This window comes from Curtobacterium sp. MCBA15_013, from assembly GCF_001865095.1.
GTDB lineage: Bacteria > Actinomycetota > Actinomycetes > Actinomycetales > Microbacteriaceae > Curtobacterium.
Genome location: NZ_MJGQ01000034.1, coordinates 59,067 through 83,106 on the forward strand (window position 1 = coordinate 59,067; position 24,040 = coordinate 83,106).

At 72.1% G+C, this 24,040-nt stretch carries 23 protein-coding genes; 16 read left to right on the plus strand and 7 right to left on the minus strand.

All coding sequences use genetic code 11. The features are described from left to right. Positions 1–111 precede the first annotated feature (111 nt). The 4 genes from BIV01_RS13235 to BIV01_RS13250 all read left to right on the plus strand — a co-directional run bounded on the left by BIV01_RS13235 (position 112) and on the right by BIV01_RS13250 (position 5,754). Positions 112–1,416 carry an ABC transporter substrate-binding protein gene (locus tag BIV01_RS13235; protein ID WP_071303121.1) on the plus strand — a complete coding sequence of 435 codons (1,305 nt, stop codon included), beginning with the start codon at positions 112–114 and terminating at the stop codon, positions 1,414–1,416. A 5-nt stretch (positions 1,417–1,421) separates the two neighbouring features. Continuing rightward, the gene (locus BIV01_RS13240) at positions 1,422–2,438 is read left to right on the plus strand and encodes a carbohydrate ABC transporter permease (RefSeq protein WP_071295285.1); all 1,017 of its coding nucleotides are present in this window, start codon (positions 1,422–1,424) and stop codon (positions 2,436–2,438) included. Continuing rightward, positions 2,435–3,310 carry a carbohydrate ABC transporter permease gene (locus tag BIV01_RS13245; RefSeq protein ID WP_070416818.1) on the plus strand — a complete coding sequence of 292 codons (876 nt, stop codon included), beginning with the start codon at positions 2,435–2,437 and terminating at the stop codon, positions 3,308–3,310. The genes BIV01_RS13240 and BIV01_RS13245 overlap by 4 nt, the downstream gene beginning before the upstream one ends. 110 nt (positions 3,311–3,420) lie before the next feature. Continuing rightward, entirely contained in the window at positions 3,421–5,754 is a 2,334-nt protein-coding gene (locus tag BIV01_RS13250; protein ID WP_083414034.1) for a glycoside hydrolase family 3 N-terminal domain-containing protein, read from the plus strand. Between the two features lie 81 nt (positions 5,755–5,835). On the opposite strand, the gene BIV01_RS13255 is transcribed toward BIV01_RS13250, so the two are convergent. After that, the gene (locus BIV01_RS13255) at positions 5,836–6,627 is read right to left on the minus strand and encodes an SDR family NAD(P)-dependent oxidoreductase (protein WP_071303122.1); all 792 of its coding nucleotides are present in this window, start codon (positions 6,625–6,627) and stop codon (positions 5,836–5,838) included. Between the two features lie 91 nt (positions 6,628–6,718). Between BIV01_RS13255 and BIV01_RS13260 the strand changes: the two genes are divergently transcribed. Further along, positions 6,719–7,210, plus strand: coding sequence for a MarR family winged helix-turn-helix transcriptional regulator (locus BIV01_RS13260; protein WP_071303123.1), 492 nt, complete (start codon positions 6,719–6,721; stop codon positions 7,208–7,210). Position 7,211: 1 nt separating this feature from the next. Here BIV01_RS13260 and BIV01_RS13265 read toward each other — a convergent pair whose 3' ends face one another. Beyond that, positions 7,212–8,177, minus strand: coding sequence for an NAD-dependent epimerase/dehydratase family protein (locus BIV01_RS13265; RefSeq protein ID WP_071303124.1), 966 nt, complete (start codon positions 8,175–8,177; stop codon positions 7,212–7,214). A 55-nt stretch (positions 8,178–8,232) separates the two neighbouring features. Here BIV01_RS13265 and BIV01_RS13270 point away from each other — a divergent pair, with 55 nt between their 5' ends. The 4 genes from BIV01_RS13270 (at position 8,233) to BIV01_RS13285 (ending at position 11,641) form a co-directional block, all read left to right on the plus strand. After that, positions 8,233–8,580, plus strand: coding sequence for a MerR family transcriptional regulator (locus tag BIV01_RS13270; protein WP_071303125.1), 348 nt, complete (start codon positions 8,233–8,235; stop codon positions 8,578–8,580). Between the two features lie 55 nt (positions 8,581–8,635). Further along, complete coding sequence (locus tag BIV01_RS13275) at positions 8,636–10,204, plus strand: LCP family protein (RefSeq protein ID WP_083414025.1); 1,569 nt, start codon at positions 8,636–8,638, stop codon at positions 10,202–10,204. 37 nt (positions 10,205–10,241) lie between these two features. Beyond that, a complete protein-coding gene (locus BIV01_RS13280) occupies positions 10,242–11,003 on the plus strand; it encodes a sulfite exporter TauE/SafE family protein (RefSeq protein WP_175473727.1) in 762 nt (253 codons plus the stop codon). Between the two features lie 62 nt (positions 11,004–11,065). Further along, a complete protein-coding gene (locus BIV01_RS13285; RefSeq protein ID WP_071303171.1) occupies positions 11,066–11,641 on the plus strand; it encodes a TetR family transcriptional regulator in 576 nt (191 codons plus the stop codon). Positions 11,642–11,644: 3 nt separating this feature from the next. On the opposite strand, the gene BIV01_RS19855 is transcribed toward BIV01_RS13285, so the two are convergent. Continuing rightward, positions 11,645–11,992 (minus strand): DUF4190 domain-containing protein, encoded by a 348-nt coding sequence (locus BIV01_RS19855; protein WP_071303128.1) that lies wholly within the window; start codon positions 11,990–11,992, stop codon positions 11,645–11,647. A gap of 87 nt (positions 11,993–12,079) precedes the next feature. Here BIV01_RS19855 and BIV01_RS19860 point away from each other — a divergent pair, with 87 nt between their 5' ends. Next, complete coding sequence (locus tag BIV01_RS19860; RefSeq protein WP_071295279.1) at positions 12,080–12,469, plus strand: hypothetical protein; 390 nt, start codon at positions 12,080–12,082, stop codon at positions 12,467–12,469. Between the two features lie 20 nt (positions 12,470–12,489). Here BIV01_RS19860 and BIV01_RS13300 read toward each other — a convergent pair whose 3' ends face one another. The 4 genes from BIV01_RS13300 to xylA form a co-directional block, all read right to left on the minus strand. Continuing rightward, positions 12,490–13,530 (minus strand): Fic family protein, encoded by a 1,041-nt coding sequence (locus tag BIV01_RS13300; protein WP_217642558.1) that lies wholly within the window; start codon positions 13,528–13,530, stop codon positions 12,490–12,492. A gap of 230 nt (positions 13,531–13,760) precedes the next feature. Next, on the minus strand, positions 13,761–14,747 hold the full coding sequence (locus tag BIV01_RS13305) for an acetylxylan esterase (protein ID WP_071303130.1): 987 nt from the start codon (positions 14,745–14,747) through the stop codon (positions 13,761–13,763). Between the two features lie 139 nt (positions 14,748–14,886). After that, the gene (locus BIV01_RS13310) at positions 14,887–16,356 is read right to left on the minus strand and encodes a xylulokinase (RefSeq protein ID WP_139199358.1); all 1,470 of its coding nucleotides are present in this window, start codon (positions 16,354–16,356) and stop codon (positions 14,887–14,889) included. Then, positions 16,349–17,542: a xylose isomerase gene (xylA, locus tag BIV01_RS13315; RefSeq protein WP_071303131.1), complete on the minus strand. Its 1,194-nt coding sequence runs from the start codon at positions 17,540–17,542 to the stop codon at positions 16,349–16,351. Before xylA ends, BIV01_RS13310 begins: the two co-directional genes overlap by 8 nt. Before the next feature lie 97 nt (positions 17,543–17,639). On the opposite strand from xylA, the gene BIV01_RS13320 reads away from it, so the two are divergent. The 6 genes from BIV01_RS13320 to BIV01_RS13345 are packed head-to-tail and all read left to right on the plus strand — an operon-like array spanning position 17,640 to position 24,033. Continuing rightward, entirely contained in the window at positions 17,640–18,818 is a 1,179-nt protein-coding gene (locus BIV01_RS13320; RefSeq protein ID WP_071295275.1) for a Gfo/Idh/MocA family protein, read from the plus strand. Between the two features lie 51 nt (positions 18,819–18,869). Continuing rightward, a complete protein-coding gene (locus tag BIV01_RS13325; RefSeq protein WP_070419197.1) occupies positions 18,870–19,517 on the plus strand; it encodes a ThuA domain-containing protein in 648 nt (215 codons plus the stop codon). Continuing rightward, entirely contained in the window at positions 19,502–20,614 is a 1,113-nt protein-coding gene (locus tag BIV01_RS13330) for a Gfo/Idh/MocA family protein (protein ID WP_071295274.1), read from the plus strand. The genes BIV01_RS13325 and BIV01_RS13330 overlap by 16 nt, the downstream gene beginning before the upstream one ends. A 31-nt stretch (positions 20,615–20,645) precedes the next feature. Next, on the plus strand, positions 20,646–21,695 hold the full coding sequence (locus tag BIV01_RS13335; RefSeq protein WP_070416804.1) for a sugar phosphate isomerase/epimerase family protein: 1,050 nt from the start codon (positions 20,646–20,648) through the stop codon (positions 21,693–21,695). 41 nt (positions 21,696–21,736) lie between these two features. Next, positions 21,737–22,999: an ROK family transcriptional regulator gene (locus BIV01_RS13340; protein WP_071303132.1), complete on the plus strand. Its 1,263-nt coding sequence runs from the start codon at positions 21,737–21,739 to the stop codon at positions 22,997–22,999. Further along, entirely contained in the window at positions 22,996–24,033 is a 1,038-nt protein-coding gene (locus tag BIV01_RS13345) for an NAD(P)-dependent alcohol dehydrogenase (RefSeq protein WP_071303133.1), read from the plus strand. Before BIV01_RS13340 ends, BIV01_RS13345 begins: the two co-directional genes overlap by 4 nt. Positions 24,034–24,040 lie beyond the last annotated feature (7 nt).

The window sequence follows — 24,040 nt, forward strand, 5'->3', positions numbered from 1 at the left end:
AAAGAAAACGTTATCGATATCGATTGACACGGCTCGATGGCACCTGGCACGCTCTCCGCAGCGGCAGTCGATGTCGCTGATTGTCAACGACGACACTTCAGGAGATCCACGATGACGAGGAAGATCCGTGCCACGGCAGCCATCGCGCTGATCGGGGCGACAGCACTGGTGGCCGCAGGCTGCTCGGCCGGCAGCGACGCCGCCGGGGGCGACAGCGGCGACGGGAAGGTCTCGATGACCTTCTGGAACAACTCGACGACCGGGCCGGGCAAGGCCTTCTGGCAGGACACCGTCAAGGCGTTCGAGGCGAAGAACCCGAACGTCACGATCACGATCCAGGCGATCCAGAACGAGGACCTGGACGGCAAGCTCCAGACCGCCCTCAACTCGAACTCCGCCCCGGACGTGTTCTCGCAGCGCGGCGGCGGCAAGATGGCCGCGATGGTCAACGCCGGCCAGCTCATGGACATCTCCGACTCGATCGGCTCCGGCGCCAAGAGCGGGATCAGCGACGGATCGTTCAAGGCCTTCGAACTGAACGGCAAGACCTGGGCGATGCCGACGAACGTCGACCCCGAGGGCATCTGGTACAGCCAGGACCTCTTCGAGGAGGCCGGCATCGAGGGCACGCCGACCACGATGGACGAGCTGAACGCCGACATCCAGAAGCTCAAGGACAAGGGCATCCAGCCCGTGGCCGTCGGTGCGAAGGACGCCTGGCCGGCAGCGCACTGGTACTACAACTTCGCACTGCGTGCCTGCTCGTCGAACGTCCTCAACAAGACCGCGCAGGACCTCAAGTTCGACAACAAGTGCTGGAAGCAGGCCGGTGAGGACACCAAGGCCTTCTTCGACACGAAGCCCTTCAACGACGGCTTCCTGACGACCTCGGCCCAGCAGGGTGCCGGCAGCTCCGCCGGTCTCGTCGCGAACCACAAGGCCGCGATGGAGCTCATGGGCGCCTGGGACCCGGGCGTGATCTCCTCGCTCACCCCGGACGGCAAGCCGCTGCAGGACCTCGGCTTCTTCCCGTTCCCGGAGGTCTCCGGCGGCAAGGGTGCGCCCGGCTCGATGATGGGCGCCGTGGGCGGGCTCTCCTGCTCGGCGAAGGCCCCGAAGAAGGCCTGCACCGACTTCCTCAACTTCGTCACCACGAAGAGCGTGCAGGAGAACTACTACAAGGCGTTCAACTCGATCCCCGCGAACAAGGACGCGCAGTCGGTCGTGACCGAGCCGTACCTGACCACGGTGCTCAAGGCGTACAACGACGCCCCGTTCGTCTCGAACTACCTCGACACGCTCTACGGCCAGAACGTCGGCAACGCGCTCAACACCAGCGTCGTCAACCTGCTCGCCGGCAAGGGGTCCGTCTCGGACATCGTGTCGACCGTCAACCAGGCCGCGGCGAAGGGCTGAGACACATGACCACCTCCGTCGCACCGCGCTCGAACGAAGCGCCGGCCGGGACGGGGCGTCGCACGGGCGGGGCCGACGGTTCGCCGTCGGCCCCGGCCCGACGGGTCCGCAAGGGCACCGACGTCCGCACCCGGGTCGAGATCGCCGTCCTCGCCGGTCCGGCGGTGATCATGTTCGTCGGGTTCGTCATCCTGCCCGTCGCACTCGCCGCCTACTACGGCTTCTACAAGTGGCAGGGCTACGGCGCCCCGGTCGACTTCGTCGGCCTGCAGAACTACACCGTGATCTTCACCGACCCCGACTTCCGGGCGGTGCTCTGGCACAACCTGTTCATCGTCATCGGCTCGCTCGTCGTGCAGGGCCCGATCGCGATCGTCCTCGCGCTGCTGCTCAACCAGCGGATCCGCGGCCGCGGGCTCATCCGCGTCCTCATCTTCCTGCCGTACGTCATCTCCGAGGTCATCGTCGGCACCGGGTGGAGCCTCATGCTCCAGTCGAGCGGTGCGCTGAACGACCTGCTGCAGAGCATCGGCCTGGGCGGCCTGCGGAACGACTGGCTGTCGAACCCCGACATCGCGCTCTGGACCCTGCTCGGGATCATCTCGTGGAAGTACATCGGCTTCGCGGTGATCCTCTTCCTCGCCGGCCTGCAGAGCATCCCCGAGGAACTGTTCGAGGCCGCGCAGCTCGACGGTGCGAGCTACTGGCAGATCCAGCGACGCATCACGCTGCCCCTCCTCGGACCGACGCTCCGCATCTGGGCGTTCCTGTCGATCATCGGGTCACTGCAGCTGTTCGACCTCGTCTACATCATCTGGGGGCAGTACATCGCCTCGACCGCCGGGACCTCGACGATGGCGACCTACATGGTCGGCAACGGCCGCCTGTCCGGCAACTACGGGTACGGCAACGCCGTCGCCGTGGTGATCTTCCTCATCTCGCTGGTCGTCGCCCTCGTCTACCAGCGGTTCGTCCTGCGCCGCGACACCGCCGGCGCCCTGACCGAGAAGAGCGACCGATGACCGCCACCGCCTCCATCGTCGCGCCGAAGCGCCGCCAGCGTGACACCGGACCCGTCCGGCGTGAGCGCAACCTCGGCACGTACTTCATCGCGCTGCTGTTCATCGCCGTGTGCATCGGCCCGGTCGCGTACATCGTGCTCGGCGGGTTCCGCACGAACTCGCAGATCACCGCCAGCCCGGCAGGACTGCCGAACCCGTGGCAGATCGGCAACTACGTCACCGTCCTGACCAGCGGCGTGTTCTGGCAGCAGCTCGGCAACTCGGTGATCGCCGGCGTCACCACCACCCTCGGCGTGGTCGTGCTCGGCCTCATGGTGAGCTTCGTGCTCGCCCGGTACCGGTTCCGGGGGAGCGGCGCGCTCTACTCGCTGTTCGCGGCCGGCCTGATGTTCCCGATCACGGTCGCCATCACGCCGCTCTACATCCTCGTGAAGGACCTCGGCCTGACGAACAACCTGGCGGGTGTGATCCTCCCGCAGATCGCGTTCGCCCTGCCGACGACGGTCATCATCCTGGTGCCGTTCCTCCGGGCGATCCCGGACGAGCTCGAGGAGGCGGCCGCCATCGACGGCGCGAGCAAGCTCGGGTTCTTCTTCCGGATGGTCGTCCCGCTGTCGCTCCCCGGTGTCGTGACGGTCGGCATCCTCGCGTTCATCGGCAGCTGGAACAGCTACCTCCTGCCGCTGTTCATCCTGAACGACGCGTCGACCTACACGCTGCCGCTCGGGGTCCAGGCGTTCGCGTCCCAGTACTCGGTCGACACCGCCCGGGTGCTCGCGTTCACCTCGCTCTCGATGATCCCGGCGCTCGTGTTCTTCGCGATCTTCCAGAAGCGCATCGTCGGCGGCCTGACCGGGGCGGTGAAGGGGTGACGGCGACGGACGCGACACGGACCGTCGGACGCGAGCCGCGCCTCCAGTCCGACCCGCGCCGTGTCGAGGACGCGACCGGCGCCGACCGCGCGACCGCCCTGCTCGCCGCCATGACGCTCGAGGAGAAGACCGCGCAGCTCGTCGGCTACTGGCTCGACCAGAACGGCGTGGTCGCCCCGATGCAGGGGGAGATGGCGGCCCACGACGACGCCGACGGCCGCACCCTGGCCGACGTCACGCACCACGGCCTCGGCCAGTTCACCCGCGTCTACGGCACCCGCCCCGTCGAGCCGGACGAGCGCGCGGCCTGGCTGTGGTCGGAGCAGCGACGACTCAAGCGCGAGACGCGACTCGGGATCCCGGCACTCGTGCACGAGGAGTGCCTCACCGGGCTCGCCGCCTGGAAGGCCGCCACGTTCCCGACGCCGCTGGCGTGGGGCGCTGCCTTCGACCCGGAGCTCGTCGAGCAGGTCGGCGAGGCGATCGGCGACTCGATGCGACAGCTCGGCGTGCACCAGGGCCTCGCCCCGGTGCTCGACGTCGTCCGCGACCCGCGGTGGGGGCGGGTGGACGAGTGCATCGGCGAGGACCCGTACCTCGTCGGGACGATCGGCACCGCCTACGTCCGGGGCCTGCAGCGCGCCGGGGTGGACGCGACGCTCAAGCACTTCCTCGGGTACTCCGCGTCGCAGGCGGGGCGGAACCACGCTCCCGTGCACGCCGGGCCGCGCGAGGTCGCGGACGTCTTCCTGCCGCCGTTCGAGATGGCGCTGCGCGACGGCGGGGCCCGGAGCGTCATGAACTCGTACGCCGAGGTCGACGGTGTGCCGGTCGCGGCGAACGGTGACCTGCTGACCGACCTGCTCCGTGGCCGGCTCGGGTTCGACGGCACGGTGGTCGCCGACTACTTCTCGGTCGCGTTCCTCGAGGTCATGCACGGCGTCGCCGCCGACCGTGGCGAAGCGGCCGCACTCGCCCTCACCGCGGGCATCGACGTCGAGCTGCCCACCGGGGACGCCTACCTCGGGCCGCTCGTCGACCGTGTCCGCTCCGGTGACGTCGACGAGGCGCTGGTCGACCGTGCGGTGCTCCGCGTGCTCCGGCAGAAGGAGCGGCTCGGGCTGCTCGACCCGGACGCATTCGAGGACGAGCCGCCGACCGGGATCGACCTCGACACCCCTCGGCACCGGGCGCTCGCGAAGGAGCTCGCGGCGCGGTCGCTCGTGCTGCTGTCGAACGGACCCGAGGCCCCGGTCCTGCCCCTGGCCCCGGGTGCGTCGGTGGCCCTGATCGGGCCGAACGCCGATCGCGCCGAGGCCCTGCAGGGCTGCTACTCCTTCGCCAACCACGTGCTCGCCGCGCACCCCGACCTGCCGCTCGGCTTCGCCATACCGACCGTGCGCAAGGCGCTGACGGAGTCGCTCGGAGCCGACACCGTCCGGTTCGCCGCGGGCTGCGCCGTGACCGGCGACGACCGCTCCGGGTTCGACGACGCGGTCGCGGTCGCGGAGCGCTCCGACGTCGCGGTGGTCGTCGTCGGCGACCAGGCCGGACTGTTCGGCCGCGGGACCGTCGGCGAGGGGAACGACACCGAGTCCCTCGACCTGCCGGGCGTCCAGCGCGAGCTCGTCGAGGCGGTGGTCGCCACCGGCACGCCGACCGTCGTCGTGCTCCTGACCGGACGGCCGTACGCCATCGGGTGGGCGCTCGACGGCGACGCTCCCCGTCCGGCCGCGGTGGTGCAGGCGTTCTTCCCCGGCGAGGGCGGTGGTCTCGCGATCGCGGACCTCCTCACCGGCGCCGCCGCACCGTCCGGTCGCCTGCCGGTCTCGCTCCCGCGGGCCGCCGGCGCGCAGCCGTACACGTACCTGCACCCGCGCCTCGGCGGGCCGTCCGACGTGACCGCGACCGACTCGACGCCCGTCCGGCCGTTCGGGTTCGGGCTCTCGTTCACCTCCTTCGCGTACGAGGAGCTCGTCGTCGACCCGACCGTGTCCAGCGCGGGGGCCTTCGACGCGTGGGTGACCGTCCGGAACACCGGGGAGCGTGCGGGCGAGGACGTGGTGCAGCTGTACGGGCACGACGTGCAGGGGAGCGTCACCCGGCCGGTCGCCCAGCTGCTCGGGTACGCCCGGGTCGCGCTCGGACCGGGGGAGTCCGTGCGCCTGCGGTTCAGCGTGCCCGTCCAGCGCGTCGCGTTCACCGACCGCGCCCTGCGGAAGGTGGTCGAGCCCGGGGACGTGGAGGTGTGGGTCGCGTCCCACGCCGCGGCGTCCGGACCGACCGGTGGGGTGCGCGCCGACGGGATCGTCGCGGTGGGCGGCGGGACCGGCCCCGCGCCCGTCCCCGGGTCCGCCACGGCGCGTGCGGTCGTCCGCGTCACCGGGCCGGTGCGCGAGGTCGAGCCGTCCGACCGGCGCACGGTCACCTGGGAGCGGGTCTGACCGGACCGACGACGGCACGGACGGGAGGCGCGGTGCGGGCTCGCACCGCGCCTCCCGTCGCGTCCGTGGCGGGCATCCAGGTCAGAGCATCCCGGTGAGCACCCCGCCGTCGGCGCGGACCGCCGCACCGTTCGTGGCGGACGCCCGCGGGCTGGCGAGGTAGGCGACGAGGTCCGCGATCTCGTCGGGCCGGATGAACCGTTCGAGCAGGGTCGTGCGGTTCTGCCCGATCACCGCGGCCTGCACGGCCTCGACCGGGGCGTCCTGCGCGGCCGCGATCGTCTCGATCGTGGCCGCGACCCCGTCGGACCAGGTCGGGCCGCCGAGGACCGTGTTCACGGTGACGCCCGTCCCGCGGGTCCGCTTCGCCAGGCCGTTGCCGAGCGCGATCACCGCGGCCTTCGTGACGCCGTAGTGCACCATGTCGACGGGCACGTTCACGCCGGACTCGCTGCTGACGAACACGATCCGGCCCCAGCCGCGCTCGACCATCGGGTCGAGCAGTGCCCGGGACAGTCGGACGCCGCTCATCAGGTTGACGTCGAGGTACCGCCGCCACTCGGCATCGTCGACCGATCCGAAGTCGGCCAGGCCGAACAGTCCGACGTTGTTCACGAGCACGTCGACCTCCGGGAGCTGCTCGAGCAGCGCGTCCACCTGCGCCGGGTCGGCGAAGTCCGCCGGGATCCCGGACACCTCGGCGCCGGGAAGCGCCGCTCGCAACCGGGCGACGGCGGCGTCGACCCCCGTGCGTTCCCGTCCGTTCAGCACGACGCGGGCTCCCTCCGCCGCGAGGGCTGCTACGACGGCGTACCCGATGCCCTGCGTCGAGCCGCTGACGAACGCCGTCCGGCCCCTGATGTCGAGATCCACGTCGTACTCCTGTCGTGTCGTTCACTTGCCTGAGCAAGTCAATGTACGCAGGATCACTTGCCTGAGCAAGTCACGGTGGTACGCTCTCCCCATGCCGGACGACGTCGCCACCACCGGGCTCAGTGCTGAGGAGCTCGAGGTCTGGGTCGCCCTCGCGACCGTGCTCGAACGACTGCCGACCGCGCTCGACGCGCAACTGCAGCGTGACGCCGGCCTGACGCACTTCGAGCACGGCGTCCTGTTCGCCCTCGACAGCGAACCCGACCGGACGCTGCGGATGAGCGTGCTCGCCGCCGCCGCGAGCTGCACCCTGTCGCGGCTGTCCCGCGCGGTGACGCGGCTGGAGCAGAAGGGGTGGGTCCACCGCGTGGTCGACCCGACCGACGGGCGGTTCACCCTCGCGGTGCTCACCGACAGCGGGCACGAGCAGGTCGTGGCGTCCACGCCGGCGCACCAGGCGCTCGTCCGGCGGGTGGTCTTCGACGCGCTCACGCCGGCCCAGGTGCGGCAGCTCGGCGCGGTCAGTCGACGCATCGCCGAGGCCGTCGGCGGGACACCGGTCTGGTCCCCGCCGACGCGGTGAGTCAGGGGCGCGGCGGAGCCGTGTAGGACCCGTTCCGGACGTCCTCGACGAGTGACCGCTCGGACGGCTGCCAATCGAAGGTGGCCCGTGCCTTCGTCGCGAGGAGGTGTGTGGACGTCGTCAGCGTCCGGACCGCCGGGCCCATCTGTGCCTCGGCGACCTCGAGCGGGACGGAGACGCTCGGGGTGCCGGTGAGGTCGCCGATCGCCTCCGCGAGTTCCCGGAAGGTGAACGGCACCGAACCGACCGCGTTGACGACGCCGGCGACCGGGTGCTCGATCGCCCGGACGTACAGGTCGGCGAGGTCGTCGACGTGCACGGGGTACCAGGCGTTCGCACCGTCGCCGATGTACGTCGCGGCGCCGTTCGCGACGGCGGCGTCGATGAGGCCGGTGACGAGCCCGGTCCCGCCGCGGCCGAAGACGAGTCCGGCGCGGACGGCGATCCCGGTGATGCCCGGCGCGCCGAGCACGATGCGTTCGGCCTGTGCCTTGACCGGCTGGGCGCTGACCTCGGGGAGGACCGCGTCCTCGGTGACGTCCGTCGGGTCGAAGCCGTAGACGAGTCCGGTGGAGGTGTAGACGACGGGCTTCGGGGAGGTCCCGGTGGTTCCGGGCGTTCCGTTCGTTCCGGGCGTTCCGGGCGTTCCGGGCGTTCCGTTCGTTCCGGCGGCTTCTGCTGCTCCGGCGGTGACGGCCCGGACGGCCGCGAGCTCGTCCTCGGTCGACTGCGCGGTCGGTGCGTAGTCCGAGGCGGCGTACACCACCGCGTCGGCGGCCGCGGCTGCGGTGCGGAGCACCTCGGTGTCGGTGATCGAGCCGGCGACGGGTACTGCGCCGGCCGCGCGCAGGCGGGCGGCGCTCTGCTCGGAACGGGCGAGCGCGGTGACGGAGTGGCCGGCGGAACGGAGGTGTTCGACGAGGACCGAGCCGAAGTAGCCGGTGCCGCCGATGACGAAGATCTGCATGGACGGCACGCTAAACTCTGACATCAGTGTCAAGGTCAAGCGAGGAGCAGCGACGATGCAGATCGGCGATCTGAGCCGGGCCAGCGGGGCGAGTGCCCGGTCGCTGCGCTACTACGAGCAGCTCGGGTTCATCCGACCGGAGCGCCGGGCCAACGGCTACCGCGACTACGACGAGTCCGACGTCGAGACCGTCGGCACGATCAAGATGCTCCTCGACCTCGGGCTGCCGACGGCGCTCATCGAACAGGTCCTGCCGTGCACCCGCGGCCGGAAGGTCGAGGACCAGTGCCCGGGCATCATCGACCAGGTCGTCGCGATCCGGGACGACATGGACGCGCGGGCGCAGCGGCTCCTCGCGACGAGGGACGCCCTGTCGGAGTCGCTCTCGCGCGTCGGACGCTGAACCGCTCCGCAGGCGGATTCCGTAGGCGTGCAGCGACCGTCCCTAGGGTGACGCCATGCATGACGAACCTGACGGGGGACAGCACCCGATCGTGCCGACCGAGCACGGTGCCGTGCGCCACGGTCGCCAGCGGCGCGCAGCCCGCACCCTCTTCCCGGCGATCGGCGGCGTCCTCGCGATGGCACTCGTGCTCACGGGCGGGTACGCGGCCTGGTCGTACGCGCAGCTCGACAGCGCCGTGACCAAGGTGCACGTGGCGCTCCCGCACCCCTCGGCGTCCGCCGACGTCGACGGGTCGGCCGAGAACATCCTGCTCGTCGGGGACGACCACCGTCCGGCCGACGCCACCCCGCAGGAGCTCGCCGAGCTCGGCACGCAGCTCGACGACGGGGCGACGAACACCGACACCATGATCGTGCTGCACATCCCCGCGGGCGGGGGCAGCGCGACGATGATCTCGTTCCCGCGCGACTCGTGGGTGCCGATCCCCGGCCACGGCACGTTCAAGCTGAACAGCGCGTTCTCGGACGGTGCGGCGAACGGCGGCGGCGACGCCGGTGGCATGCGCCTGCTCATCCAGACCATCGAGAACATCAGCGGCCTGCAGATCGACCACTTCGTGCGCGTCTCGCTGCTCGGCTTCTACCAGCTCGTGAAGGCGCTCGGGCCGATCCAGGTCTGCCTGAACGAACCCGCCCACGACCCGAACTCGAACGTCGACCTCCCGGCGGGGAACTCGACGCTGAACGCCTCGCAGGCGCTCTCCTTCGTCCGGCAGCGCGACGGGCTCCCGCGCGGTGACCTCGACCGCGAGGTCCGCCAGCAGTACTTCCTCTCGCAGGAGGCCCGCAAGGTCCTCTCCGCCGGCACCCTCCTCAACCCGGTGAAGGTGTCGGACCTGCTGCACGGTGTCGGGGACGCCGTGCAGATCGACGACGGCCTGAGCATCCCCAGCCTCGTCAACACGTTCCGCAGCATCGACCTGTCGAGCATCCGGTCGACGACCATCCCCACCGCGGGGACCCCGACCATCGACGGCTACTCGACGGTGGCGGTGGACTTCGGCGCGGTGCCGGCGTTCATCCAGGGCATCGTGGGCGCGCCCGCGGCGTACACGGCGGCGAAGGCGGCGTCCCCGTCGAGCGTGCACGTGTCCGTGCAGAACGGCGGCTCCCTGCCGGGCGGTGCGACGGCCGCCTCGGCAGCGCTCACGGCGAAGGGGTTCGTGGTCGGGGCGCCGAGCGACACCACCACCACGGCGGCCACGGTCGTCGAGTACCCGAAGGGCGCCGAGGCCGCGGCGAAGGCCGTCGTCGCGGCGGTCCCCGGAGCCACGGCGGTCCGCTCGGCCACGGTGTCGGGGGTGACGCTCGTGCTCGGGACCGACGGGCGCACGGTCGGGGCCGCGGGGGCTGCCGGGTCCGGTTCCGGCTCCCGCGCGGCTTCGGCCGGTTCGGGCTCTACCGGCTCCGGCTCGGGTTCGGCCGGCTCGGGCGCTCGCTCCGGGTCGTCCGGGTCCGGCGCCTCCGGGTCGTCCGGTGCCGGGTCGTCCGCGCCGGCGGCCACCCCGTCGTCCACCCCGGTCGGCAACGCGTACGGCAAGCAGGGCACCTGCATCAACTGATCGCACCCCCGGCCACTGCGCCGTGTCAGCATGGAGCGTGCTGACCGTCGGGATCCTCGTCGTCGCGGGCGTGGTGGCCGGGGTGATCGGCACCGCCGGCGGGATCACCTCGCTCGTGGCCTACCCGGCGCTGCTCGCCGTCGGGGTCCCACCGCTCGCCGCGAACGTCACGAACTCCGTCGCGCTCATCGGCAGCGGTGCGAGCTCCGCGTTCCGCGCGCGGCACGAGGTGCGCGCCGAACCAGCTGTCCTGCGTCGCTGGATGCCGACGACCGTCGCCGCCTCGCTCGCGGGCGCGGTGCTCCTGGTCGTCACGCCGGCGCACCTCTTCGACCGCATCGTCCCGTTCCTCGTGCTCGCCGGGGGACTGCTCCTGCTGCTGCAGCCGTTCATCGACCGTCGTCGTGCACGGGCCGCCGGTGCCGCCGCGGGTGGGCACGGCGCCGCCGCCTCGGCCGGGATCGTCGGGGTCGGCGTGTACAACGGGTACTTCGGCGCCGGGTCCGGTGTGCTCATGATCGCCGTGCTGCTGCTCACCGGGGAACCGTCCCTGCACCGTGCGAACGCCGTGAAGAACGTGCTGCTCCTCGCCGCGGACCTGTTGCCGGCGGTCGTGTTCGCGCTGTCCGGGCACGTCGTGTGGTCCGCGGCCGTGGCCCTGGGCGCGGGGGCGGTGGTCGGCGGGCTCATCGGACCGACCGTCGCCCGGCGGGTGCCGCACGGGGTCCTCCGGGTCGCGATCGCGTGCTGCTCGGTCGCGCTCGCCGTGTACCTGTTCGTCACGGTGGCGTCGTCCTGATCCGCGGGGACGGTGGTCCCTGACGACCCGGGACGACCGTCCGGATCGGTACGGTGGTCGGCATGGCACGATTCACGCCCCCAGCCGCCGACGCCGTCCGCGCACGCCTCCTGCTCGCCGCGCGCGACGAGTTCGCCGCGGCGGGGCTCGTCGGCGGCAAGGTCGAGCGGATCGCCGCCGCCGCGTCGAGCAACAAGGCGCAGGTCTTCCACTACTTCGGCAGCAAGGAGGGGTTGTTCGACGCGCTCGTCGAGCAGACCGTCGCCGAGACCTTCGACCTCGTCCCGCTCGACACCGACGACCTGCCCGGGTTCGCCGGCCGGTTGCACGACTCGTGGACCGAGCGGCCGTGGGCCCAGCGGCTGGCGACCTGGCACCGGCTCGAGCGCGCGTCGACCGCTCCGCTCGAGGCGATCGTCGAACGTCGAACGTCGATGGTCGCCGAGGTCGAGCGGGCGCAGCGGGCCGGCGTCCTGCCGCGCAGCTACCGACCCGCCGTGCTGCTCGGCCTCGTGCTGCACCTCGCGGCGTTCTGGAGCGAGGCCTCAGCAGAGTCCGAGGCCCTGACGCGCGCGGTGGTGCCGGCGCGGCGACGGCAGATCGTCGTCGACGCGGTCACGTCACTCGTCGGCAGCTGACGGTCAGGAGCCCTCGCCGAACGGCAGGCCGAGGCCGAGGCCGAACGGCACGCCCAACCCGAGGAAGCCGGACGCGGCGACGGCGGCCGGCAGCACGACCGTGACGAGCGTCAGGGTCGCGCCGATGAGCACCGCCGCGAAGGCGAGGCCGTCGCCGCGCTCGCCGGTGCGCCGGACCTCACGGCGGGCGATGAACCCGACGACGACCCCGCCGATCGGCGCGACGAAGGCGAGCGCGATGGCCACGACCGCGATGAGGCTCAGCGGAGCGACCGCGGTCGGAGCACCCGCGGTCGGCGCGGCGTCGGGTCGGGTGGCGGGCACGTGGGCTCCGGGAGCGATGTCGGTCACGGCGACCGAGCCTACGAGTGCGACGACCGACGGGGGAGTACCCAGTCCTGGTGGCGTGGAGGCACTCCGGTGTGCCACGCTCGGTCCGTGGACGACGGACTCCTCTACGACCTCTGCAGCCGAGCGCGGCGCGTGCACATGCGAGCCGGCGGGTCGGAGCCGGCGCTCCGCGGGCTGACGGACTTCATCTCCGCCGCAGCCGACCCCCGGGGGACCTACTCGGACGCGGCGCTCGTGGCGCTCGTCGAAGCGGCGCCGGACCCGGTCGGGTTCCGGTGGGGGCTGGAACGGCTCGAAGCGGTGAGTGCCATCCGGACCGTCCCGCCGTCGGACTACTCCGCCGACGAGGTCGCCGAGTACGAGGACGCCCAGGCTGCCCTCCTGCGCCGGATCGGCCGCGACAGCGGGGAGCCCGCGCCCGGCCCCGTCCAGGTCGTGAAGAACGTCCTGGAGCAGTTCGTCCGCCGCTGGTACTGACCGCTGCGATCGCGCCCGGCTCAGCCGCGTCGTCCGGCGCGTGCGGCGAACGCATCGAGCGCCCCGAGCACCTCGTCGTTCCGGAAGAGGATGCCCTGCTGGTACTCGTTCTTCTTCGTCAGGATGCCAGCGGCGACGAGTCGGTCGAGGTGGGGGTACACGTTCTTCGCGTCGACACCCATCTCGGCTGCGAGGGTCGATGCGTTGAGGACGGGCTGCCGGGCGACCACATCGAGCGCCTGCCAGATGCCGGAGTCGCGACGGGCCGTGACGGCCGTTCGCCAGCGCGCTCGGATCGACGAGATCTCGTCCACGAGCTCGCGGGCGTTGCCGATCGCTTCGAAGGAGGCTTCGGCGACCAGACGGATGATCGGCTCGATGTCTCCCCGGCGGTAGTCGGTGAGCGCTCGGACGTACCCCGCGGTGTCGGTGAGGAGGCCGGCGGAGACCGGCACCGTCACGTTCTGGGTGAGTTCGTTCGACCGGAGCATCGCCTGGAGGAGCGCCCGGCCGGTGCGTCCGTTGCCGTCGGTGAACGGGTGGACCGTCTCGAACTGGGCATGCGTCACCGCGACCTGCGCGAGTCTGGGCAGGTCGAGTCGACGCGCGAACTCCATCACGTCGTCGACCAGCGACGGGACGCGTTCCCAGGCCGGCGCCACGTAGTCAGCGCCGACCGGCGTTCGCCCGCTGGTGCCGATCCACACGGCCTCTTCGCGGAACCGCCCGGCCTCGTGCCGGCGGTCGCCGCGGAGCAGCACTTCGTGCATGGCCAGCACGGTCTCCGTCGTCAACCGGTCGGACAACTCGATCGCGGTGCGCATCGCGCGGGTGTTCGACACGATCTCGCCCGCGTTGCGCTTCCCGACGCCGCCGAGTTCCGCAGTGAAGATCTGCCGCGCGCTCGCCGTCAGGTGTTCGATCTGCGACGAGGCAGCCGCTTCCGAGCGGAGCAGGAGCGGAGCGAACGGCGCGACCTCGCTCCCGAGGGACTCATCGAAGCGCGTGAGTGCTGTCGACGCCTCGTCTGCGAGGACCGACACGGCGTCGGACAGCCGCATGGAACGATGCGCGATGCGGGGTGGAACCGCTGCTCGGTACGGCTCGGTGGTCGTTTCCCGGCGCGCGGCTCGTGGACCGTGCTCCGCGTACCGGCTCTGCCACTGCAGATCCTCGAAATTGAGCGACGGCCACGCTTCGGGAAGCGACGTCATGAGTCGGACCTCGGATTTTCTGTGATAGGTCATTATCTCAGAAAATCTGCCGTCCGCACACTGCGATCGCGCCCGGCTCAGCCCCGCTCGCGCAGGAACGCCACCTGCCGCTCCCAGTGCGCGAACCCACCACCCTCGTGCCCGTTGTACGGGTACACCTCGATCGCCTTGTCCACCGAGCCGAGCGCGTTGTACGCCGCGAAGGTCGTCCGCGGCGGGACCACGTCGTCCATGAGCGCGACGGAGAACAGCGCCGGCGCGGTGATCCCCGCCGCGAAGTGCACGCCGTCGAAGTAGGCGGCCGTGTCCCACACGGTGTCGATCGCATCGCGGTGCACGGACAGGTAGCGCGCGAGCTCGAGGTACGGACCACCCACGGCGACGGCGGTGCCGTTCTCCCAGTCGCTGAGGAACGCGACGTCCGGCAGGAGCGCCGTGATCGGTCCGACGTGCGCCTCGACCAGCGCGGCCGCGGCGATGGTGATCCCGCCGCCCTGGCTCCCGCCGGTCAGCGCGATGCGGTCCGGGTCGACGCCCGGCAGCGAGCGGACGGCGTCGACGAGTCGGACGGCGTCGGTGTACGCGCGCCGGTAGTAGTGGTCGGCGGGGGCCCCGATGCCGCTCGTCATCCAGCCGCCGATGTGCGGGCCGGAGCCGTGCGGGTCCGGGGTGTCGCCGCCGGATCCCCACCCGCTGCCCTGGCCGCGGGTGTCCATCACGACGTGCACGTACCCGGCGAGGGCCCACGAGACCCGTTCGCCCGGCAGCCCGCGACCGCCGTTGTAGCCGAGGAACTCGATGACGACCGGCAGCGGCCCGGCGGCGTCGACCGGTCGTGAGACCCAGGCCCGGACGGGGTCGCCGGCGAAGCCCGGGAAGGTGAGGTCCTCGATGACGAGTCCGGTCACCGGGGTGTCGGCGGCGGCGAGGACGGGGTCGGTGCCCGACCCGGCGGCCCGTGCGTCGGCGACGGTCTCGGCCCAGAAGGCGTCGAAGTCGTCCGGCCGGCGGACGTCGGGTCGGTAGGCGCGCAGGGCGTCGAGGGGCAGGTCGGTGTACGGCATGTGGTCTCCTCCGGGGACGATGATGCCCCCGACGCCGTGGTGGACGGCGTCGGGGGCGGGAGTGTCCGCGAACGGACGAACGGACGAACGGACGAACGGACGAACGGACGAACGGACGGACGAACGAACGAGCAGCCGCTCAGCGCGCGGCGGCCCGGTACTGCTCGAGCACCTCGGGGTGCGGGTCGCCGGCCACGACCGTGGTCGCCGTCTCCCACGCCGGCAGGCTCCCGGTGAGCACCCACGCCGCCTGCTTCGCCGCGCCGGCCGCCACGTACTCGCCCGGCTCCGGCACGAGGACGTCACGGCCGAACACCTGCGCAGCGACGACCCGCACGGCCTCGTTGCGAGCGGCGCCGCCGATGAGCAGCAGCCGCTCGACGGTGACACCGGTGCCCTCGACCGCCGCGAGGCCGTCCGCGAGCGCGCACAGCATCCCCTCGACCGCGGCCCGGGCGAGGTGCGCCCGGTCCGTCGTCCCCGGCGTCATGCCGAGCAGCGAGGCCGTCGCGTCCGGTCGGTTCGGCGTGCGCTCGCCGACGAAGTACGGCACGAGCACGAGCCCGTCGGCACCCGCCGGCGCCTGCAGCGCCAGCTCGCCGAGCGCGTCGTGGTCCACGCCGAGCAGGCCGCCGATCACCTCGAGCACGCGCGCCGCGTTCAGCGTCGTGACGATCGGGAGGCGCGACCCGCTCCCGTCGGCGAAGCCCGCCACGGTCCCGCTCGGGTCGCGCACCTCGGCGTCGGTGACCCCGAAGACCGTGCCGCTCGTGCCGAGGGACACCGCGACGTCACCCGGGCCGAGTCCGAGGCCGAGCGCTGCCCCGGCGTTGTCGCCGAGTCCGGCGCCGACGAGGAGCCCAGAGGGTGCCACGGCGCCGTTCGGCAGCTGGACGTCCGCGGTGAGCGTGCCCATCGCCTCGTCGGGCAGGACGACCCGCGGCACGACGACGGAGTCCGGGGAGCCCGTGGCACCGGCGACGCGCATCGGTCGTCCGAGCGCCGACTCGAACAGCTCCGCGTCGTACTCGCGCCGCACCGGGTCCCAGTAGGCCGTGCCGCTGGCGTCGGAGCCGTCGGTGGCGAGGGCGTCGAGGTCGGGGCCGAGCGGACTCTCGTCGGCCGGACCGTACCCGCGCAGCCGCCACGACAACCAGTCGTGGGGGAGGGCGACGGCCGCGACCCGGCCGGTGTTCTCGGGCTCCGCGTCGCGGAGCCACCGCAGCTTGGTACCGGTGAACGACGCCACCGGCACCAGACCCGTGCGGGCGACCCATGCCTCCTGGCCCAGCTCCGCGACCATCTGCGCGGCCGCGTCGGCACTGCGGACGTCGTTCCACAGCAGCGCGTCGCGGACCACGCGGCCGTCCGCGTCCACCGCGACCATGCCGTGCTGCTGCCCGGCGATCGCGACGGCACCGACGTCGGCGAGCCCGCCGGCGTCCGCGACGGCGGTGCCGAGCGCGTCCCACCAGTGGCGGGGGTCGACGGACGTGCCGTCCGGGTGGGACGCGCGTCCCTCCCGGACGACGGCGCCGGTCGCGGCGTCACGGATCGTGACCTTGCAGGACTGGGTCGACGAGTCGACCCCTGCGACCAGGTCAGCCACGAGCGCCCATGAGGTGCTCGATGGCGAGCTGCTGCAGCTTCACGAAGCCGAAGCCCTTGCCGCCGAAGTACGCGTCGGCGTCGAAGTCCTCGTACGCGGAGCGGTCCGCGAGGAACGCGTCGTACGACTCGCCGTCGTTGAGGGTGGGGGTGCTGAGCTCGCCGACCTTCGAGGCCTCGAGCGCTGCCTGCACCTCGGGGTCGGCGCGGAACGCCTGTGCGCGCTCCTTGAGCAGGAGGTACATGCGCATGTTCGCGGACGCCGAGTCCCAGACGCCCGTGATGTCCTCGGTGCGGCTCGGCTTGTAGTCGAAGTGGCGGGGGCCGTCGTACGCCGGGCCGCCCTGGGGTGCACCGTGCTCGAGCAGGTCGACGAGCGAGAACGCGTTCTGCAGGTCGCCGTGCCCGAAGACGAGGTCCTGGTCGTACTTGATGCCGCGCTGACCGTTGAGGTCGATGTGGAAGAGCTTGCCCTGGTAGAGCGCCTGGGCGATGCCGGCCGTGAAGTTCAGCCCGGCCATCTGCTCGTGGCCGACCTCGGGGTTGATGCCGAAGAGTTCCGGACGCTCGAGCGTCTCGGTGAACGCGATGGCGTGGCCGAGGGTCGGCAGCAGGATGTCGCCGCGGGGCTCGTTCGGCTTCGGCTCGATGGCGAACCGGATGCCGTAGCCCTTGTCGGTGACGTACTGGGCGAGGAGGTTCACGGCCTCGCGGTAGCGCTCGAGCGCCGCCTGCACGTCCTTCGCGCTGTCGTACTCGGCACCCTCGCGGCCGCCCCACATCACGAACGTCGACGCGCCGAGCTCGGCGGCGAGGTCGATGTTGCGCAGGACCTTGCGGAGCGCGAACCGGCGCACCTGGCGGTCGTTCGAGGTGAAGCCGCCGTCCTTGAACACCGGGGCGGAGAAGAGGTTCGTCGTGACCATCGGCACGACGATGCCGGTGGCGTCGAGAGCACCCTTCAGGCGGTCGATCTGCGTCTGGCGCTCGGCGTCGGTCGAACCGAACGCGAAGAGGTCGTCGTCGTGGAAGGTCAGGCCGTAGGCGCCGAGCTCGTCGAGCTTCTCGACGGCCTCGACCACGTCGAGGGCGGGGCGGGTCGGGCCGCCGAAGGGGTCGGATCCGTTGTAGCCGATGGTCCAGAGACCGAAGGAGAACTTGTCTGCACGGGTGGGCGTCGTTGCCATGGTGGTCACCGTTCGTCGTCGAAACAAAATGTTGCCGCGCCCAACATAAGCGGTAGTGTTGACTCTGGCAAGGACGTGATCGCAAGGGAGCGAGCGGATGGCACAGGACCGACTTCGAGTGGCCATGGTGGGCCACGGCTTCATGGGAGCCGCGCACTCACAGGGGTGGCGCACCGCACCGAGGTTCTTCGACCTCGGGGTCGAACCGGAGATGGCCGTCATCGTCGGCCGTGACCCGGAACGGACCGAGGCGGCGCGGCAGCAGTACGGCTGGCAGGCCGCGTCCACCGACTGGCGCGCCGTGGTCACCGACCCGGACATCGACGTCGTCGACATCTGCTCGCCCGGCTCGTCCCACGTCGAGGTCGCGATCGCGGCGCTCGAGGCCGGCAAGCACGTCCTGTGCGAGAAGCCCCTCGCCAACACCGTCGCCGAGGCCGAGGCGATGACCGCGGCGGCCGCCGCCGCACGGGCGGACGGCGTCCGCGCGATGGTCGGCTTCAGCTACCGCCGGGTGCCCGCCATCGCGTTCGCGAAGCGGCTGGTGGAGGACGGGAGGCTCGGCACCGTCCGACAGGTCCGCGCGCTCTACCTGCAGGACTGGCTCGCCGACGAGGACGGCCCGATGACGTGGCGGCTCGACAAGGCGCTCGCCGGCTCCGGCTCGCTGGGCGACATCGGCGCGCACGCGATCGACCTCGTCGAGCACGTCACGGGCGCACAGCTGTCGACCGTGTCCGGCACCCTCGAGACCTTCGTGACCGAACGTCCGCTGATGGCCGAGGGTGTCGGGCTGTCCGGCACCGCCTCGACCGAACGCGGGCAGGTCACCGTCGACGACGCCGCCTTCTTCCTCGGACGGCTCGCCGGTGGCGCTGCCGACGGGGCGATCGGCACGTTCGAGGCGACGCGCTACGCGACCGGCCGGAAGAACGGCCTCACGCTCGAGATCAGCGGGTCGGCGGGCGCGATCCAGTTCGACCTCGAGTCGATGAACGAGCTGCGCTTCTACGACGCCACCGCACCCGCGGGCGAGCAGGGCTTCCAGCGGATCCTCGTCACCGAGCCCGAGCACCCGTACATGGCCGCCTGGTGGCCGACCGGGCACCTCATCGGGTACGAGCACACCTTCAGCCACGAGGTGAAGGACTTCGTCGAGGCGATCGTCGCGGGCACCGACCCGTCGCCGTCGTTCGAGGACGGGCTGCACGTGCAGCGGGTCCTCGACGCGGTCGAGCGGAGCGCCGCCGACGGCAGCGCCTGGACGGTGATCTGAGTGGCTCCGACGAAGCACGCCCTCGTCGTCCGCGGCGGGTGGGACGGGCACATGCCGGTCGAGACCACCGACGCGTTCGTGCCGTTCCTGCGGGACAACGGGTTCGACGTGCAGGTGTCGGACTCGACCGCGGTGTACGCCGACGAGTCGGTCATGGCGGACGTCGACCTGATCGTGCAGGTCGTCACGATGTCCACCATCGCCGACGACGAGTTCGCCGGGCTGCAGCGGGCCGTCCTCGGCGGCGCCGGCCTCGCGGGCTGGCACGGCGGGATCGCGGACGCGTTCCGCAACACCGCCGACTACCTCCACATGATCGGCGGCCAGTTCGCGCACCACGCGGGCAAGCACCCGTCGGAGCGCACCGGCGAGCAGTCCGACAACTACATCCCGTACACGGTGCACATCACCGACCTCGGCCACGAGCACCCGATCACGCAGGGCATCGAGGACTTCGACCTCGTGACCGAGCAGTACTGGGTGCTCTCCGACGAGTACAACGACGTGCTGGCGACGACCACGCAGGAGGCGCGGGACTTCGACGCCTGGAACCGTCCGGTCACGGCGCCGGCGATCTGGACCCGGCAGTGGGGCGAGGGACGCGTGTTCGTCTCGGCACCCGGGCACCGGCTCGAGGTCGTCGAGTCGCAGCCGCTCCGCACGATCATCGAGAGGGGACTCCTGTGGGCAGCCCGGTGAACGGTCCGGCACTGCGGGTCGGTGTCGTCGGTGTCGGCAACATCAGCCAGCAGTACTTCGAGCACTTCCCGGCCCTGCCCGGCCTGGCGCTCACGGCCGTGGCGGACCTCGACGTCGACCGCGCCCGGTCGGTCGGCGACGCCCAGGGCGTCCGGGGCACGAGCGTCGACGAGCTCCTCGCCGCGGACGACGTCGACGTCGTGCTCAACCTGACGATCCCGGCCGCGCACGCCGAGGTGGCCACCCGGGCCCTCGACGCCGGCAAGCACGTCTACGGCGAGAAGCCGCTCGCACTCGCGACGGCCGAGGCCGCACCGGTGCTCGAACTGGCCGCACGATCGGGCCTGCGGGTCGGCAGCGCGCCGGACACGGTGCTCGGGACGGGGATCCAGACCGCGCGCGCAGCACTCGACGACGGGCTGATCGGCGACCCGGTCGGTGCCGCGGTGTCGTGGAGCGCCCCGGGGCACGAACTCTGGCACCCGGCGCCGGCGTTCTACTACCAGCCCGGCGGCGGCCCGCTGCTCGACATGGGGCCGTACTACCTGACGAGCCTCGTGCAGTTCTTCGGCCCCGTCGCCCGGGTCAGCGGGAGCGCCACCCGGTCCACTCGTGAGCGGACCATCGCGACCGGGCCGTTCGCCGGCGCACCGATCCCCGTCGACGTCGACACCCACGTCGTCGCCGTGCTCGAACACGCCAGCGGAGTCGTCTCCACGGTCACCGTCTCGTTCGAGGTGTGGGCGACCCGGGCGCCGCTGTTCGAGGTGCACGGCACCGCGGGCAGTCTCGCCGTCCCGGACCCGAACCGCTTCTCGGACCCGGTGTCGATCGCGACGGCCGACGACCGCGAGTGGCGCGAGCTGCCCGTGTCGGCCGGGTACGCCGACGCCGGCCGCGGGTACGGACTCGCGGACATGGCGCACGCGATCGCGACCGACCGGCCGCACCGGGCGTCGGGGGACCTCGCGTTCCACGTGCTCGAGGTCATGGAGGCCGTCCAGACCGCCTCGCGGGAGCACACCGTCGTCACGGTGGCGTCCCGCGTCGACCGGCCGGAGACGGTCCCCGCCGGCGCGACCCCGGGATCATGGTGACCAGCACACGCAGCGAGGAAGGACGACGACGATGACGACGACGGACGGAACCGACGAGGCGGGGACGACCCGCGCCTCCAGGCCGGTCACCCTCTTCACCGGCCAGTGGGCCGACCTGCCCTTCGAGGAGGTCGCACGTCTCGCCGGCGAGTGGGGGTACGACGGCCTCGAGATCGCCTGCTGGGGCGACCACCTCGACGTCCGCCGCGCCGCGACGGACCCGGCGTACGTCGCGGACCGCACGGCGATCCTGGAGCGCAACGGGCTGCAGGTCTGGACGATCGCGAACCACCTCACCGGCCAGGCCGTGTGCGACGACCCGATCGACCAGCGGCACGAGGACATCCTCGCGCCGCACGTGTGGGGCGACGGCGACCCCGAGGGCGTCCGGCAGCGTGCCGCCGAGGAACTGCAGTGGACCGCGCGTGCCGCCGCGGCGCTCGGCGTCGACACCGTCACCGGGTTCTCCGGATCCTCGATCTGGAAGACCGTCGCGGGCTTCCCACCCGTCCCCGCGTCGATGATCGACGCCGGGTACCAGGACTTCCACGACCGGTGGTCGCCGATCCTCGACGTGTTCGAGGAGGTCGGCGTCCGCTTCGCGCTCGAGGTGCACCCCTCCGAGATCGCCTACGACTACTGGACGGCGAAGCGGACGCTCGAGGTGTTCGCCGACCGCCCCGCGTTCGGGTTCAACTTCGACCCGTCGCACTTCGTCTGGCAGGACCTCGACCCCGCCGCGTTCCTGCTCGACTTCGCCGACCGCGTGTACCACGTGCACTGCAAGGAGTCGGTGAAGCAGCTCGACGGGCGCAACGGACGACTGTCGTCGCACCTGCCGTGGGGCGACCCCCGGCGCGGGTGGGACTTCGTCACCGCCGGGCACGGGGACGTGCCGTGGGAGCGGGTGTTCCGCGTGCTGAACCACATCGGGTACGCCGGGCCGACGAGCGTCGAGTGGGAGGACGCCGGCATGGACCGGCTCGTCGGCGGGCCGGAGGCACTGGCGTTCGTCCGGAAGCTGGGCACGATCGCGCCGCCCGAGGCCGCGTTCGACGCGGCGTTCTCGCGCTCGCGGTAGCGCGCCGCCACCACCCGCCCACCGACCACGACGAGGGACCGATGACGAGCACGACCGCCGCGACGCCTGCGCCCGCGCCGGGCAACGCGGCGCGCGTCCTCCGGCTCGTCCACGAGGAGGGGCCGATCACCCGCGCCGAGATCACCCGGCGCACCGGCCTGAACCGCTCGACGACCCTCGCGCTCGTCGGCGAACTCGTCGACCGCGGCCTCCTCCACGAGGACCTCCCAGCAGCCGGTGCACCGGGGACCGGCGTCGGGCGGCCGAGTCCGGTCGTCCGGGCCGCGCCGGACGTCGTGGCCGCCGCGGTCACGGTCGAGGTCGACGCCGTCTCGGTCGCCCTCGTCGGGCTCGACGGCACGGTGCGGAGCCGCCTCGTCGAACCGCAGCACCGTCCGCCCACGCCCGCAGAGGCCGTCGGGACCGTCGCCGGGCTGCTCGACCGGATCCGTCCGGGGTCGGCCGGCACCGCGACGCTCCGGCTCGTCGGGATCGGGGTCGCCGTGCCCGGGACGGTCCGGGCGGAGGACGGGACCGTCCAGTACGCACCGCACCTCGGCTGGCACGACGCACCCTTCGCCGGGCCCCTCGCTGAACGGACCGGACTGCCGGTGCGGGCCGCGAACGACGCCAACCTCGGCGCCTGGGCGGAACGACTCGCCGGCAGCGGCCGAGGTGTCGACGACCTCGTCTACCTCAACGGCGGCGCGAGCGGCATCGGCGGCGGGGTCATCACGGCCGGCCGGCCGCTGAGCGGTGCCGACGGGTACGCGGGCGAACTCGGACACACCTTCGTCGCGGCGAACGGCATCCGGTGCCACTGCGGTGCCGTCGGCTGCCTCGAGACCGAGGCCTCCCGTGACGCCCTGGCGACCGCGGCCGGGACCGCTCCGGACGACCTGGTCGCCCTCGCCGCGGCGCTCGCCGAGGGCCGACCCGAGGTCGAACGGGTCGTGGACCGACAGGTGACCGCCCTCGCCACGGCCCTCCGCAACGCGATCCACACCGTGAACCCGTCGGTCGTCGTGCTCGGCGGCTTCCTCGGCGTGCTGCTCGACCACGTCGGCGACCGGATCCTCGACGACGTCCGAGCGCAGTCGATGACCGGGACCGCCGACCGGCTCCGCATCGTGCCGGCAGCGCTCGAGTCCGACGTGCTCGTGCACGGGGCCGCCGAGATCGCGTTCGGCGCCCTGCTGCGCGACCCGGACCGGATCACCGACGCGGTGTCGGCCACGGCCACCCCCACGACCACCCACCCGTCCGGCCGCGACGACGCGGCCGAGGAAGCGAGAACCGCATGACCTCCACCCAGCGCGTCAGCGTGCTGCTCGGCACCCAGGACCTCACCGTCGAGGACCGTCCCGTCCCCGCCGTCGACCCCGGCGACGTCCTCGTCCGGGTCGCCGCGGTCGGCGTGTGCGGCTCCGACGTGCACTACTACAGGCACGGCCGGATCGGGGACTTCGTCGTCGAGGAGCCCCTCGTGCTCGGCCACGAGCTCTCCGGCACGATCACCGCGGTCGGCGAGGGCGTCGACCCGTCCCGCGTCGGGGAACGCGTGGCGATCGAGCCGCAGCGACCGTGCCACCGCTGCGCCCAGTGCCTCGCCGGGCGGTACAACCTCTGCCCGCACATGCGCTTCTACGCGACGCCCCCGGTGGACGGGGCGTTCGCCGAGTTCGTCACGATCGAGTCCGAGTTCGCGCACACGTTGCCCGACTCGGTGTCGTTCGAGGCCGGAGCCCTGCTCGAGCCCCTCTCCGTCGGCATCGCCGCGGTCCGCAAGGCCGGGATCGTCCCCGGGTCGAGCGTGCTCATCGCCGGGGCCGGTCCGATCGGCATCATCTGCGCGCAGGCCGCGCGGGCGTTCGGTGCCTCGCGGATCGTCATCAGCGACCTCGTCCCGGAGCGCCGCGAGCGCGCGCTCTCCTTCGGCGCGACCGAGACCGTCGACCCCACCGTGGTCTCCGTGGCGTCCGACCTGCCGCCGTTCGACGCCTTCATCGACGCCAGTGGTGCACCGCGGGCCGTCTCCGACGGCATCAAGGCCGTGGGACCGGCCGGGGCCGCCGTCCTCGTCGGGCTCGGCAACTCCGAGATGACGCTGCCGGTCGAGCACATCCAGAACCTCGAGGTCACGGTCACCGGCCTCTTCCGGTACACCGGCACGTGGCCGGTCGCGATCGAGCTCGTCGCGTCCGGACAGGTGGACCTGGACTCGCTCGTCACGGGTCGTTTCGGCCTCGACGACGTCCGCGAGGCCCTCGAGAGCGACACCGACCCCGAGTCGCTCAAGTCGGTCGTCTACCCGGGTGGCGCGCCGTCCGCGACGTGACCGGACG